Origin of the sequence: Actinoallomurus sp. NPDC050550 (genome assembly GCF_040655075.1) — a bacterium.
Taxonomy (GTDB): domain Bacteria; phylum Actinomycetota; class Actinomycetes; order Streptosporangiales; family Streptosporangiaceae; genus Actinoallomurus.
The window spans coordinates 12,603-26,061 of the sequence record NZ_JBFAJC010000066.1 but is presented as its reverse complement, the minus strand read 5'-3'; the positions used below and the strand labels follow the sequence as shown (position 1 = coordinate 26,061).

The following is a 13,459-nucleotide window of genomic DNA, read 5'->3' as shown; positions in this document are numbered from 1 at the left end:
CGCCCTTTCTCGTGGTCGGGATGCCGTTAAGGCTGCCGTGCGCGAATGAGCATCCGATGAGCGCGCTAGCGTGACCAGCGGAATGTCCTGGAAGGAGGGCCGGGCGTGGGGGTCGTCTTCGGCGTGCTGGGGCCGGTAACAGCCTGGGACGACGCCGGGGAGCCGATCGCCCTGAAGGGGCCGAGGCACCGCGCCGTGCTGGCGCGGCTGATCGTCGCCCGGGGCCGCGTCGTCCCCGTCACCCGGCTGGCCGACGACCTGTGGGAGGACCCTCCCGAGGACGCCGTCGGCGCGATCCGTACCTTCGTGGCCGCCCTGCGTCGCGCCCTGGAGCCGCAGCGTCCGCCCCGCGCTCCGGCCCGGCTGCTGATCACCGAGGGTCCCGGGTACGTGCTGCGCGCCGAGCCCGACGCGGTCGACGCCTGGCGCTTCGAACGGGCCGTGACCACCGCCACGGTGCTGCCGGCGGCGGAGGCGCTCGCGGGGCTGGACGAGGCGCTGGGGTGGTGGCGCGGGCCCGCGTACGCCGAGTTCACCGATGAGCACTGGGCGCGGGCGGAGCGTTCGCGGCTGGCGGAGCTGCGGCTGCACGCCGTCGAGCGCCGGGCCGAGATGCGTCTGGCGCTGGGCCTGGCCGCGGAGACGGTGCCGGACCTGGACGCGCACGTGGCCGAGCACCCGTGGCGGGAGCACGGCTGGCGGCTGCTCGCCCTGGCGCTGTACCGCACGGGCCGGCAGGGCGACGCGCTGGCGGTCCTGCGCCGGGCCCGTACGCTCTTGGTCGAGCAGCTCGGGGCGGACCCCGGCCCGGCACTGCGCGAACTGGAGGCCGACATCCTCGGGCACGCCGCCCGCCTCGACCCCGAGCCGGGCGGGGCGGCGGGGCGCGTGTGGGCGCAGACGGCGGCGGCGTACGACCGCGCCGTGCCGTCCGGGGCCCGGGCCCGGCTGGAGTCGACGGTGGGGCTGCTGCGCAACCTCGCCGTGACCGGCGGCAGCGGCCTTCAGGAGGCCCGCCGGCATCGCGTCGCGGCGATCGCGGCGGCCCAGGAACTGGGCGACGCGGAGCTGACCGCCCGCGTGATCGGTGCCTACGACGTCCCGGCGATCTGGACCCGGGTCGACGACCCGGAGCAGGCCGCCCAGGTGGTCGCGGCGGCCGAGCGTACGCTGGCCGTCCTCCCGGCCGGGCAGGAGGCGGCCCGGGCCCGGCTGCTGGCCACGATCGCCCTGGAGTCGCGCGGCACCCGCGCGGCGCGCGGGCCCGAGGCGGCCCGGGAGGCGGAGGAGATCGCCCGCCGGCTGGACGATCCGGCGCTGCTGGCGTTCGCCCTGAACGCCGCGTTCATGCAGAGTTTCGACCGTGCCGGTCGCGCGCCGCTCCGGGACGAGATCGGTGCCGAGCTCGTCAGCCTGTCCGCCCGGCACGGCCTTTCCGCCTTCGAGATCCTGGGTCACCTGATCCGTCTCCAGGCCCGGTGCGCCCTCGGAGACCTCCCCGGCGCCGACCGGCACGCGGCCGCCGCGGACCGCCTGGCCGAGCGGCACGAACGGCCGCTGGTGGGCGTGTTCACCCACTGGTACACCGCGCTGCGGATCGCCACGACCGGCCCGGAGGAGGCTGCCGAGGCCGCCTACCGGGACGCCGCCGCCCGGCTCGAGGGCTGCGGCATGCCGGGGCTGGAGCACGGCCTGCCGCCGCTCGCGCTACTGTCCCTGCGCGTGCTGCACCGGCGGCCCGCCCGAACCGACGAGGACCCCGACTGGGGACCGTACGAGGCCTGGGCCCGCCCCTTGGTGCTGCTCGCCAGGGGCCGTCGTGCGGCGGCCGCCGCCGCGCTGCGTAACGTCCCCGAGCCGCCCCGGGACCTGCTGTTCGAGGCTCTGTGGTGCCTGACCGCCCAGGCGGCCATCGCCGTCGGCGACCGGGAGACGATGGAGCGCGCCCAGGCCGAGCTCTCCCCTGCGGCGGCGGAGCTCTCCGCGGGCAGCGGCCTGCTCACCGTCGGCCCGGTCTCCTGGCACCTCGACGACCTCGCCGCCGCCCTCCGTACCCCGGGTCCCCTTTAGTCCTGGGAAATCTCCAACGGATGTCGCCGACCTGCGAAGACACGATCCCTCGCAGCCGAACTCCCCGCCGCCCTTCCACTCCTTGACTCTGACACCGTGTCATGCCGTATTCCTTGGGAGTCATGTTCGCCATTGGGGATTTCGCGCGTTACGGGCAGGTGTCGGTACGGATGCTGCGGCACTATGACGCGATCGGGCTGCTGCGCCCCGCTCATGTGGACGGCTCCACCGGCTATCGCCGCTATGAGGCCGACCAGCTCAGGCGGCTCAATCAGATCGTCGCTCTCAAGGATCTCGGGTTCAACCTCGAACAGGTTCGCGCGATGCTGGACGAGCAGGTGAGTGCTGAGGAGCTGCGCGGGATGCTGCGGTTGCGCCGCGCGGAGTTGGAGAGGTCGCTCGCCGCCGACGCCGCCCGGTTGGTCCGGGTGGAGGCACGGCTCCGCTCGCTCGACGCGGGGACTCTGGAGACCGGGGTCGTGGTCAAACGCGTCGCCGCCGTGCGCGTCGCCCAGTTGAGCGGCGAGGTCGGCGGATTTGAGTCCGACGAGATCTGGCCTGTTGTCGGGTCGCTGTTCGACCAGTTGTGTTCGCGGATGACGCAGGTCGGCGTGGCTCCCGCCGGGCCGGGCGTCACTCGCTATGCCGACGGAGACGCCTCGCCGGAGCGGCTGGTGGTGCACGCGGCGTTTCCGCTCACCGCGGATCCGGACGGGAGCGCCGGCTTCGAGATCGTCGAGCTGCCCGAGATCGCGACGGCCGCCACGATCGTGCATGCGGGTCCGATGGCGAACGTCGTGACCGCGGTCCAGACCCTGGCGTACTGGATCGATGCCCACGGCTACCAGAGCCTCGGCTATCCGCGCGAGGTGAATCTCGAGTGCCCGCGAGACCGCCCTGACGCCTGGGTGACCGAACTACAAGAACCCATCACCATGAAATGAACGGGGATGTCCATGTCACCGGAACCCATCGTCATCGAGCGTCCGCAGCAGCCTTATGTCGCGATCCGCGCGATCGTGTCCATGCAGACCATCAGCGAGGCCGCCGCCCGGTTCCCCGCAGTCTTCGCCTGGCTGGCCGCCCGGGGCCTGACACCTGCGGGTGCGCCGTTCCTCAAGTACGACTCCATCGACATGCCGGGTCGCCTGGAGATCGAGGTAGGCATCCCTGTCGGGACGTCTGTGGACGGCGACGGCGAGGTGGTCAGCGGCGTCCTTTCGCCCGGTCGCTATGCGAGCCTCACCGTCGTCGGCCCGCCGAGCGACCTGGCCGCCCACACCAGAGCGCTCCTCGACTGGGCCACCGACAAGGACCTGCGCTTCGACCAGGTCAGGACCGACGGCACCGAGCAGTGGCTCTGCCGCCTGGAGATCTACAACACCGACCCGGCGGTCGAGCCGAACCCCGCCAAGTGGGAGACCGAACTGGCCTTCAAACTTCTCGACTGATCAGCGCCTGTCCTGTCAGCCGGATCGGCCCGGCCTCTCCCGGCGCCTTGACGACCTCGCCACAGCCCTCCGTACCCCGGGTCGAGGTTGCGGTCCGGCCCGGTGCGAAGGTTAGCTGGTGATCATGACGTCCGCGTTCGAGACGACGACGCCCGACTCGGTGGTGTACCTGGATCGGCTCGCCACCACCGACCTCGGCCGCGACTACAAGGGGCGGATGCTCGCGCTGCTCGACGCGCGGCCGGGGCAGACGGTCCTGGACCTGGGCTGCGGACCCGGCACCGACCTGGGCGCCCTCGCCGGCGGCGTCGGCGACGAGGGCCGCGTGATCGGCGTCGACCGCGACCCCCGCATGACCGCGCGCGCCCACGGCCGTACGGCGTCCAACGCGCGGGTTCGCGTGGTGCTGGGTGACGCCCACGCGCTGCCGCTACCGGACGGCGGCCTGGACCGTGCCCGCACGGACCGGGTGCTCCAGCACGTCGCCGACCCGGCCGCGGCCCTGGCCGAGCTGCGGCGCGTGCTGCGCCCGGGCGGGCGCCTCGTCATGGGCGAGCCCGACTGGGACACCCTCGCCATCGACCACCCCGACGTCGCGACCGCGCGCGCCTACACCCGGCACGTCGCCGAGCGGGTCGTGCGCAACTCCGTCATCGGCCGCCAGCTCGCCCGGCTGGCCGCCGAGGCGGGCTTCGCGGTGCCGACGGTCGTGCCGGTCACGCCGGTCTTCCGCGACCTGGCCACGGCCGACAGGATCCTCGGCATCGAGCGCAACACGCGGCGCGCCGTCGAGGCCGGTTACCTGAGCGCCGACGCCGCACGCGAGTGGCTCGACCGTCTCGCCGCCGGCCCGTTCCTCGCCACGGCGACGCTGCACATCGTCGTCGCCGACGCGCCGGGTCCTTCCACCGTGTAGGCCCTGCACTCGACCGGACGAGCGGCACCCCTCGATCAGAGCGCGGTTGTGAACGGCCCGTGGCAACGAGCCGGTCAACGGGTCCTTGAGCCTGCTCGACATGACCGCCTCGTACGCGACTACGAGACCCTGTCCAGGCCTGGGGAATCAGCCGCCGAAGACGCGGTTACGCCACGAGGCGAGCTCGGCCGCGACGGCGGTGCGCTGGTCCGCCGTCACCGGCGTGCCGGCCGCGGTGTTCACGACCAGGGCGACGTGCAGCCCGGCTGGAGCGGTGAACAGCACGCGGTGCGCCGCCGACGAACCGGCCTCGTCGGCGACCCGGACCGCACCGGATGAGGGGAGGCCGGTGAGTGTGCCGACGTCGCCGACGACGGTGGTGCTCGCCGGGGCGAACGACTGCGGCAGATGGAGTTCGGTCGGCACGGTGGCGGACGTTCCACGCCAGACGAGCACCCCGTACTGCCGGTCCTTGACCAGGGCAGCGACGTTCGGCAGCGACGACGGAACGGTGAGCCACGCCTGCTGCTGGCCAGCCCCGCCGAACCCGGAACGGGCCAGGTCCTCGTACGCGAAGGCGAGCGCGTCACCGGCGACCGCGGACGGGTAGAGCCGGTCCAGGACGCGCTGGTCCAGCCGGAGGGCGACGTTCCCGGCGGTGTCGGTGGTCGCCACCGAGAAGTCCTCGTCGTTCCAGCCATCGCCGGTCGTCTGCACCTTGTCCGGGTTGCCGTTCATCAGCTCGTGGTGGTTCCCGCTGTAGACGTCCCAGTGCCACTGGGTGCCCGACAGCACCGGGCCGCCGCTCGCGGGAGAGTCCCACCAGTTCTTGCCGGGGGTGCCGTAGTCCATGGCCTGGTACATCCCGCGGACCATCCACGGCGTACGGTCGCTGCCCGTCCCGGACATCCGGTTGCCGAACTCCGAGACCATCGGGGCGGTCTTCAGCTCCGTGGCGCGCTGCCGGATCCGGTTCATCGCCGCGTCGTACGTCCCGTCGGAGGCGGCGGACGGGTCGACGACCATGCGGCCGCCGTCGTAGTAGTGGCTGTTGAAGACGAGCCGCGTGCCGAGCGGCCCGGACGACGACAGGCCGCCCTCCTCGAAGAACCCGGTGTTCCAGAACACCAGCGGCTCGGTGAACGCCGGCTTGGCACTCCACCCGGCGTTGTCCATGGCCGTACGGAACCGCTGGTAGAAGGGCAGCAGGTAGGTCTTCTCCCAGTCCAGGCCGCTCTGCCCGTCCAGCCCGCCGTCGAACGGCTCGTTGAACGGGTCGAACCCGACGATGCTCTGGAACGCCTGCGCGGACAGCTTGGTCTTCAGGTACGTCAGCGCGGCCGACGCCTGCCCGATGAAGGCGTCCTGCACGCCGACCTGGCCGCTCGCCGTGGTGAGCGTCCGGTTGTGCCAGAAGTCGTGGGCGGCCTGCCGTACGGCGGCGTTGTTCTGCATGTTCTGGCCCCACAGCAGGCAGATTCCGCACGACTCCTGCGGGTAGTTCCCGGCCTTTATCAGCCATTCCGGAGCACCGTCGCCGGTGTACCAGCTGCCGCTGTTGAACAGGTGCGAGGAGTACAGATCCTGGTGGTAGTCGAGCAGGACGCGGATTCCCCGGTCGGTGAACGCGGTGATCTGCTGAACGGCCTTGTCGAGGTAGGAGTAGTCGATCCGGTCCGGGGCCGGCTGCACGCCCTCCCAGCTGATCAGGAACCGGATCGCGTTCGCACCGGTCAGGTCCCGCATCGCCTGCGCGGACTTGGCGGCGTCGGCGGTGCTGCGGAAGGGCAGCAGGCCGTTCTCGTACAGCTTGGCGCTGCCCGAGACGTTGAAGCCGCGCAGCGTCACCTGCCGCCCGTCTCCGTCGCGGAACACCCAGTTCTGCCCTGCGGGGGAGACCACGACGGCCGAGCTCGCGTCGGCCCTGGCCCGCGGGATGTCGGTGACGGTGACGGCGGCGGCCACGGCGATGGCCACGGCCAGAACTTTTCCGGTACGGACGGCTGCGAAGGACACCCTCGGCATGGCGGGGCCTTTCAGGAGGCGGGGCCCTCTACTGTCCAGTAACCCCCGGATCCGTGCAAGACCACGATCCGCCGCGGCTACGGGCCGCTCTCGGTGGCGGGCGCGTCGGTGGTGGACGCGTCGGTGGCGGGCGCGTCGGTGGCGGGCGCGTCGGTGGTGGACGCGTCGTCGGGTTCGCCGAACTCGGCGAGGATGGCGGCGGTGTGCTCGCCGAGGGCCGGGATCGGTCCCATGCGCGGCTCCCGGCCCGCCACGGTCACCGGGGGCAGAAGGGCGCCCAGGGGGCCGGCGGGTGAGCCGACCTGACGCCACCGGTCCCGGGCGGCCAGCTGCGGGTGCGCGGCGAACTCCTCCATCGAGCGCAGGCGGGCGTTGGCGACCCCGGCGTCGTCGAGACGGCGGATCGCGTCTTCGGCCGTGGCGTCGGCGAAGGCCTCCTCGATGAGGGCGGTCAGCTCCTCTCGGTGCTCGACGCGCAGGGAGTTGCGGGCGAAGCGTTCGTCCTCGATGAGGTCCGGGCGGCGGAGGACGTGCGTGCACAGCGCGGCCCACTCGCGCTCGTTCTGCAGGCCGAAGAAGACCTGGTGACCGTCTCCCGCCCGGTAGGGACCGTACGGTGCGATCGTCGCGTGCCGCGCGCCGGTGCGGGGCGGGGGCGTGCCGCCGTAGGCGGCGTAGTAGTACGGGTAGCCCATCCACTCGGCGAGCGCCTCGAGCATCGAGACCGACAGGTCGGTGCCCCGCCCGGTGCGCTCGCGCTCGTACAGGGCGGTCAGGATGCCGCTGTAGGCGTACATTCCGGCGGCGATGTCGGCGATGGAGATGCCGACCTTCGCCGGTTCCTCGGGCGTTCCCGTGACGGACAGCACGCCGGCCTCGCACTGGACGAGCAGGTCGTAGGCCTTCTTGGAACGGTACGGGCCGGAGTCGCCGTACCCGGAGATGCCGCAGGTGATCAGCCGGGGGTGGAGTCGGCGCAGTTCCTCGGGGACCAGGCCGAGGCGCTCCGCCGCCCCGGGGGCGAGGTTCTGCACGAGCACGTCCACCCGCCCGACCATCCGGTGCAGCACCGCCCGCCCGGCCGGGTCCTTCACGTCCAGCGCCACGGACTCCTTGCCGCGGTTCAGCCAGACGAAGTGGCTGGACATGCCCTTGACGGTCTCGTCGTAGCCGCGGGCGAAGTCCCCGCCGCCGGGGCGTTCGACCTTGATGACGCGCGCTCCGAGGTCGGCGAGTTGCCGGGTGGCGAAGGGCGCGGCGACGGCCTGTTCGAGCGAGACGACGGTGACGTCGCGCAGCGGGAGGGCGTCCGCAGGGCCGTTCATTCCTGCACCGGGGGCAGGGTGTCCTCCGGCGGGCGCGGAACCGGCGGTCTCGGGGCGTGGTCGCGTTTGTAGACGAGCAGTGTGCGCTTGAACGAGCACACGACGACGCCGTCCTGGTTGAAGCCCTCGGTGGCCACGGTGACGATGCCGACGTTCGGCCGGGACCGGGACTCGCGCAGCGCGATGACCTTCGACCGGGAGTAGAGCGTGTCGCCTTCGAACACGGGGGCGGGCAGGCGTACCTCGTCCCACCCGAGGTTCGCCATGACGTTCTGGGACACGTCGGTGACGGACTGGCCGGTGATGAGGGCGAGGGTGAAGGTCGAGTCGACCAGCGGGCGCCCGAACTCCGTCTGCGCGGCGTAGTGGTGGTCCACGTGCACCATCGCGGTGTTCTGCGTGAGGAGCGTGAACCACATGTTGTCGGTCGTGGTGACCGTACGGCCCAGCGGGTGGTAGTAGACGTCCCCGAGGTTGAAATCCTCGAAGTAGCGGCCCCGCCAGCCCTGTCGTTCCGTCATCGCGTCCGACTACCGCCGGGCGGCCGCGGTCACGAGCGCGTCGAGCAGGCCGGGGAAGGCCTCCTCCATGTCCTCGCGCCGCAGTTCGTTCATCCGGGACGTTCCGGCGTAGTACTGCCGGATCAGACCCGCCTCGCGCAGGACCCGGAAGTGATGGGTCAGGGTGGACCTGCCCACGGGCAGGTCGAACGAGCCACAGCTCTTCGGGCTCGGCGCGGCGGACAGCTGGCACACGATGCTCCGGCGGACCGGATCCACCACCGCGTCGAGGATCTGCTGGAGCGTGAACGCCTCCGGCGCGGGATGCTCCGGGGAACGGTCCTGCGGCTCGGTACGGACCGCGGGCATCTCCATCGCCTCCCTGCGTCGTCCGATACTTCGACGCCGATCATACTTCAACTGCTGGAGCCGGTAACCTGGAGCCCGAAAACCGGGCTCCGCGGAGGGTGCGCTGGAAGCCGGAGATCGTACGATAAGCCTCGCACTTGTCTCTTGATCGGAAGCGGGCGCACATGGTCGATTTCTCGGGTGGTCTCCCCCCGGAGTTCATGAGCAGCACCAACGCGTCGTTCAGCGAACTGCTGGCCGCGGTCGCGCCCGACGCGCTGCCCCCGCGGCGGCTCCGGGAATCGGCCGCCGGGCTCGGCATCCCGCACGGCACGACGGTGCTGGCGCTGACCTTCGAGGGCGGCGTGCTCATGGCCGGCGACCGCCGGGCCACGATGGGCAACGTCATCGCGCAGCACGACCTCGAAAAGGTGAACTTCGCCGACGAGTACTCCGCGGTGGCCTTCGCCGGAACCGTCGGCACGGCGATGGAGATGGTCCGGCTCTTCCAGTTCGAACTGGAGCACTACGAGAAGATCGAGGGCCGCCGGCTCTCGCTCGACGGCAAGGCGCGGCGGCTGGCCTCCCTCGTCCAGAGCAACCTCGAGGCCGCGATGCAGGGCCTGGTGGTCGTTCCTCTCTTCGCCGGCTACGACCTCGACGGGGAGGCCGGGCGGATCTACTCGTTCGACGTCACCGGCGGGCCGTACGAGATGACGGACTTCCACGTCGACGGCTCGGGTTCGCCGTACGCGCGGGGTGCGCTGAAGAAGCTGTACCGGCGTGGGATGTCGCAGGACGACGCCGTCGTCGCGGCCGTCCAGGCGCTGTACGACGCGGCGGACGACGACTCGGCGACCGGCGGTCCCGACCTGAGCCGCCGGATCTACCCCAGCGTCGCCGTCGTCACCGACGACGGGTACCGGAAGCTGGCCGAGGACGAGGTCCGCGCGGTCGCCGAGTCGGTCGTCGCCGCCCGGCGCGACTCCCCCAACGGCCCGATCGCACCCGTACGCTGACGGCCCGGTCGCGCACGCCGCGGCTCTCCCAGCGGAACGGCCGCCCCGGTAAGCCGAGGCGGCCGTTCCGCACGTCGGTGGGATCAGGGGCTCTGGAAGGTGACCTCCGGATCGGCGGGTGAGGGCCCGTCGAGCAAGGGCTGCGGGATGCCTTTGAGGTTCAGGTCGAAGAAGGCGCCGACGTAGGTGCGGGTGACTTCTTCCGCGCGCTGTGCGGAGATCCCGGTGCCGGGCCTGCCCACCCATGCGGACAGGACGGGCAGGTCGGTGAATGTGCCGTGGTCGGCGCCGGCGACGGTCAGCCAGCGTTTCCAGCCGTTCAGGCTGCTCCAGGACTGCTGCCAGGTGGGATCGATGCCCGGGGCCTCGTGCTCGGCGCCGAACATCAGGAAGGGGCGGTGGCCCAGTCCGGTGGCGGGGACCGGCTCGTAGAAGGTGCCGTCCATGTTCACCCCCGCACGGACCCGGTGGTCGGTGGCCATGGTCGTGGCGGAGGCGTTGCCGCCGATGGAGTGCCCGGCCATGCCGATGCGCCTGGGGTCGATCAAGCGGGCGTAGGGCCACGCCGGATGGTGGGCGGTCAGCCGGTCGATCACGAAGGAGACGTCCTTCGCCCGGCTCTGGGCGATGGCCGCGGGCCCGCCCGCCGGGGGCCTGTCGCAGATGACACAGGCCAGAGTTCGTCCGTCGGGGAAGGTCGTGCCGGAGTTCTCGTAGGTGTGATCGACCAGCGCGATGACGTACCCGCGGCTGGCCAGGTCCTCGGCGAGGCCGGTCAGGGTGGCGCGCGGGAACCCCAGGCCGGGTGAGAGCAGCACCAGCGGGAAGCGGCCGGGTGCCGGGCGTGCGCCGGTGTGCGCGTAGGTGCGGGTGGCACTGAGCATCTCGGGTGGGACGCCGACGCCCGGAGCCTTCTCCTGTAGGAACAGCCGGGCCTCCTCGGTGGTCATGTACGGGGCGGGGCCGCCGGTGCCGATTCGGGCGGGGTAGTACACCGACACCATCAGCTGCCGCGGGCCCGCCGACGGCACCCAGGGGTCCGGGCGGTGCCGGTCGACGAGGTGCAGCGTGGTGCGGCCGACCGCGTGCGGACCGGTCGGGCGGGGCAGTACGGGGGCCTCGGTCGCGCGTGAGGCCGTCGCGCGAGCGGCGCGTGCGGCCGCGACCTGCCGGGCCGCCGAAGCGCCGCATGCCGACGTCGCCAGGGTGAGACCCAGCAGGGCGGCGACCAGCCGTGGCGCGCGTGCGTGGCCGCGCAGGGCCCGGCCGAGCGGCCGGGGCGCATGGGTGATCTCTCGTTTCATCGGGTTCCTCTTCGTGGGAGGGCATGCGTCGCCGGTGGCACCGGAGGACACCGGTGCCACGGGACGAGCGCGGGAGTGTGGACGCCGCATCGCGTCGATCCGGGATGCGGCGGACGGGCGTCGAGTCAGCCGATCCGGCGGCGGACCAGCCGGACGGTGGCGATGCCCAGCAGCAGGATGAGCAGGCCCATCCAGCCGGCCTCGATGAACTGGAACGTCCAGAACCGGCCGGCCGGGTGGTAGCTCGTCACGATGGTGTAGTGCCGGGCCAGCAGCCAGTCTCGGTACGAGACCGAAGAGGTTCCGTCGCTCGACGATGGAAGCTGCGCCAGATACTTCGTGAACAGGATGTGGCTGTTGCCGGTGTCGAGCAGGTGCCCGTTCGGATCCACGTACGCCCTGCCGACCACCCAGTCACGGGGGCCGGTTCGGCCGGCCGTGACGAGTGGTGTCATGTAGTACCGGCGAAGCTTGAAAACGAGCGCCAGGACAAGGCCGGACATGCCGAGGAAGACCGCACCGACCGCGACCAGGGTGCGGCGGGTCAGCAGGCCGGCGAACACCCCGGCCGTGAACGCCAGCAGCGTCTGGACCGGGAAGACGATTCCCTCGAGCTCGAAGCGGAGGTAATCGCCGAACCCGAAGTGCATGACGTGGTCCAGGGGAGCGTTGTACCAGGTGTACAGGGCGCCGTAGGCCTCCGCCACCGCGGCCAGCATGACGGCGATCAGGAACAGCTTGGTCAGCAGCCAGCGGGTCCGCCCGGCCCCCTGGGTCCAGGCGAACCGGTAGGTGCCCGTCTCCAGCTCCCGCGCGATCAGCGGCCCCCCGGTGATCGCGCCGAAGGCCGCGGGAAGCAGCAGGAGGAACAAGAATGGAAATTGCTGCGGGTACCAGTCGAACAGCTCCATGCGGAGGTGTTGGCAGCGGTCGCCGGCGAAGGAGGCGCACCGGCCCAGCCCGAGTTGGTCGTAGGCGGAGCGGGCCTGCAGGCCGCCGGCCACCATCAGCACGGCGAAGCCGGCCAGCATCCCCAGCAGGATGTAGCAGGCGAACCGGTGCTGGCGCCAGGTCACCCACGCGAGGCCGAACCGGGGCAGTGCGCGGGACGGGGATGTCGTCGTCATCAGCAGGCGATCTGTTTGTCGGGTGCGGGTTTCGGGCCGGGGAGCACCGAGGCCGACGGCTCGCGCATGTAGGCCAGCAACAGTTCCTCCAGGCCGATCGAGTGGTGCTGCCAGCCAGGCGGCGCGGCGGCCGGATCCGGGGCGCGGACCAGCAGGTGAGCCTGCGCGAAGGCGCGCCGGTCCCGTACGACCGGGAAGCGCCGGCTGACGGCGTCGGCATGCTCGGTCGGGCCGGTCAGGACGTGATGCCCGGCCACCAGCTCCTCGACCTCACCGGACACCTGGATCCGCCCGCCGTGCACGACGACCACGTAGTCGCAGACCCGCTCCAGCTCCGCGACGACATGGGAGGAGAACACCACCGAGACGCCGTCCTCCGACACGGCCGCCAGCAACGCCGACATGAAGTCATGCCGCGCCACCGGATCCAGGGCGGCCAACGGCTCGTCCAGGATCAGCAGCTCCGGGCATTTGGCGAGAGCGAGGGTGAGCGCCACCTGAGACCGCTGGCCGCCCGACAGCGCGCCGACCTTCTTCGTCAGCGGAACGCCCAGCTCGGCCAGGCGGCTCTGGGCGCGCCCGGTATCCCATCGCCGGTTCAGGCTGCGCCCCACCCGCAGCATGTCCGCGACCGACAGGTTGCGGTAGAGCGCCGCCTCCTGGGCGACGAAGGCGACCGCATCCAGCGCGGCGGCCGATCCCGCCGTCCTGCCACCCGCCACCCGCACCTGCCCCGCCGTCGGCGTGGCCAGTCCGACGGCCAGGCTCAGCAGCGTCGTCTTGCCCGCGCCGTTCGGGCCGACCAGCCCGACCACGTGCCCCGCCGGGATCGTCAGCGAGCAGTCCCGCAACGCCCACGTACGTCCGTAGCGCTTACCGAGCCCGGACGCCTCGATCGCGGCGCTCACGCGACCACCCCTGCGCGTCCGCTGCCGCCGTCCTCGTCCGGTCGGCCGTCACGGCTCTGCCGCAGTTCGTGCAATGCGGCCGTGAACAGGGCGCTCATACCCGCCTCGTCCAGGCCGGCCTCGCTCGCCGTGCGCATCCAGGCCAGCATGCTCTTCTGTAGCGCCGCCTGTTCGCGCAGGCCCACCCGGTCCAGAGTGCCCTCGACGAACGTGCCGAGTCCCCGCCGTCCGGCCACCAGGCCACGGTGCTCCAGCTCCCGGTAGGCCTTCAACACCGTGTTCGGGTTGATGGCCAACCCCGCGACGACGTCCTTGACCCTCGGCAGCTGGTCCCCCTGCCGCAGGTACCCCAGCCGCAGCGCCTGCTCCACCTGCTGCACGAGCTGGAGATAGGTCGGCACGCCTGAACCGGGATCGAGCCGGAACTCGATCGGCGACGGCGAGGCATCTTTATCTACATCCATAG

The 13,459-nt window shown here is 71.8% G+C and carries 13 protein-coding genes; 5 read left to right on the top strand and 8 right to left on the bottom strand.

Translation table 11 applies throughout. The annotated features are described in order from the left end of the window. Positions 1 to 105 precede the first annotated feature (105 nt). The 4 genes from AB0I04_RS47600 to AB0I04_RS47585 all read left to right on the top strand — a co-directional run bounded on the left by AB0I04_RS47600 (position 106) and on the right by AB0I04_RS47585 (position 4,437). On the top strand, positions 106 to 2,070 hold the full coding sequence (locus AB0I04_RS47600) for a BTAD domain-containing putative transcriptional regulator (RefSeq protein WP_360900839.1): 1,965 nt from the start codon (positions 106 to 108) through the stop codon (positions 2,068 to 2,070). Positions 2,071 to 2,192: 122 nt separating this feature from the next. Continuing rightward, positions 2,193 to 3,014 (top strand): MerR family transcriptional regulator, encoded by an 822-nt coding sequence (locus tag AB0I04_RS47595; RefSeq protein WP_360900836.1) that lies wholly within the window; start codon positions 2,193 to 2,195, stop codon positions 3,012 to 3,014. A gap of 12 nt (positions 3,015 to 3,026) precedes the next feature. After that, positions 3,027 to 3,521, top strand: coding sequence for a GyrI-like domain-containing protein (locus AB0I04_RS47590; RefSeq protein WP_360900833.1), 495 nt, complete (start codon positions 3,027 to 3,029; stop codon positions 3,519 to 3,521). Between the two features lie 124 nt (positions 3,522 to 3,645). Further along, a complete protein-coding gene (locus tag AB0I04_RS47585) occupies positions 3,646 to 4,437 on the top strand; it encodes a methyltransferase domain-containing protein (RefSeq protein WP_360900920.1) in 792 nt (263 codons plus the stop codon). Positions 4,438 to 4,584: 147 nt separating this feature from the next. Here AB0I04_RS47585 and AB0I04_RS47580 read toward each other — a convergent pair whose 3' ends face one another. The 4 genes from AB0I04_RS47580 to AB0I04_RS47565 all read right to left on the bottom strand — a co-directional run bounded on the left by AB0I04_RS47580 (position 4,585) and on the right by AB0I04_RS47565 (position 8,662). Next, complete coding sequence (locus tag AB0I04_RS47580; RefSeq protein ID WP_360900830.1) at positions 4,585 to 6,462, bottom strand: cellulase family glycosylhydrolase; 1,878 nt, start codon at positions 6,460 to 6,462, stop codon at positions 4,585 to 4,587. Between the two features lie 77 nt (positions 6,463 to 6,539). After that, positions 6,540 to 7,787 (bottom strand): CaiB/BaiF CoA-transferase family protein, encoded by a 1,248-nt coding sequence (locus AB0I04_RS47575; protein ID WP_360900827.1) that lies wholly within the window; start codon positions 7,785 to 7,787, stop codon positions 6,540 to 6,542. Further along, complete coding sequence (locus AB0I04_RS47570) at positions 7,784 to 8,308, bottom strand: MaoC family dehydratase (protein WP_360900824.1); 525 nt, start codon at positions 8,306 to 8,308, stop codon at positions 7,784 to 7,786. The genes AB0I04_RS47575 and AB0I04_RS47570 overlap by 4 nt, the downstream gene beginning before the upstream one ends. A 9-nt stretch (positions 8,309 to 8,317) precedes the next feature. Then, positions 8,318 to 8,662, bottom strand: a complete 345-nt coding sequence (locus AB0I04_RS47565) for a helix-turn-helix domain-containing protein (protein ID WP_360900821.1) — start codon at positions 8,660 to 8,662, stop codon at positions 8,318 to 8,320. 158 nt (positions 8,663 to 8,820) lie between these two features. On the opposite strand from AB0I04_RS47565, the gene prcB reads away from it, so the two are divergent. Further along, complete coding sequence (gene prcB, locus AB0I04_RS47560) at positions 8,821 to 9,654, top strand: proteasome subunit beta (RefSeq protein WP_360900818.1); 834 nt, start codon at positions 8,821 to 8,823, stop codon at positions 9,652 to 9,654. Between the two features lie 83 nt (positions 9,655 to 9,737). On the opposite strand, the gene AB0I04_RS47555 is transcribed toward prcB, so the two are convergent. The 4 genes from AB0I04_RS47555 to AB0I04_RS47540 all read right to left on the bottom strand — a co-directional run bounded on the left by AB0I04_RS47555 (position 9,738) and on the right by AB0I04_RS47540 (position 13,394). Next, positions 9,738 to 10,958 carry an alpha/beta hydrolase gene (locus AB0I04_RS47555; protein WP_360900815.1) on the bottom strand — a complete coding sequence of 407 codons (1,221 nt, stop codon included), beginning with the start codon at positions 10,956 to 10,958 and terminating at the stop codon, positions 9,738 to 9,740. 125 nt (positions 10,959 to 11,083) lie between these two features. Beyond that, positions 11,084 to 12,085 carry a hypothetical protein gene (locus tag AB0I04_RS47550; protein ID WP_360900812.1) on the bottom strand — a complete coding sequence of 334 codons (1,002 nt, stop codon included), beginning with the start codon at positions 12,083 to 12,085 and terminating at the stop codon, positions 11,084 to 11,086. Further along, the gene (locus tag AB0I04_RS47545; protein ID WP_360900809.1) at positions 12,085 to 12,993 is read right to left on the bottom strand and encodes an ABC transporter ATP-binding protein; all 909 of its coding nucleotides are present in this window, start codon (positions 12,991 to 12,993) and stop codon (positions 12,085 to 12,087) included. The genes AB0I04_RS47550 and AB0I04_RS47545 overlap by 1 nt, the downstream gene beginning before the upstream one ends. Continuing rightward, positions 12,990 to 13,394 (bottom strand): GntR family transcriptional regulator, encoded by a 405-nt coding sequence (locus AB0I04_RS47540; RefSeq protein WP_360900806.1) that lies wholly within the window; start codon positions 13,392 to 13,394, stop codon positions 12,990 to 12,992. The genes AB0I04_RS47545 and AB0I04_RS47540 overlap by 4 nt, the downstream gene beginning before the upstream one ends. Positions 13,395 to 13,459: the final 65 nt, after the last annotated feature.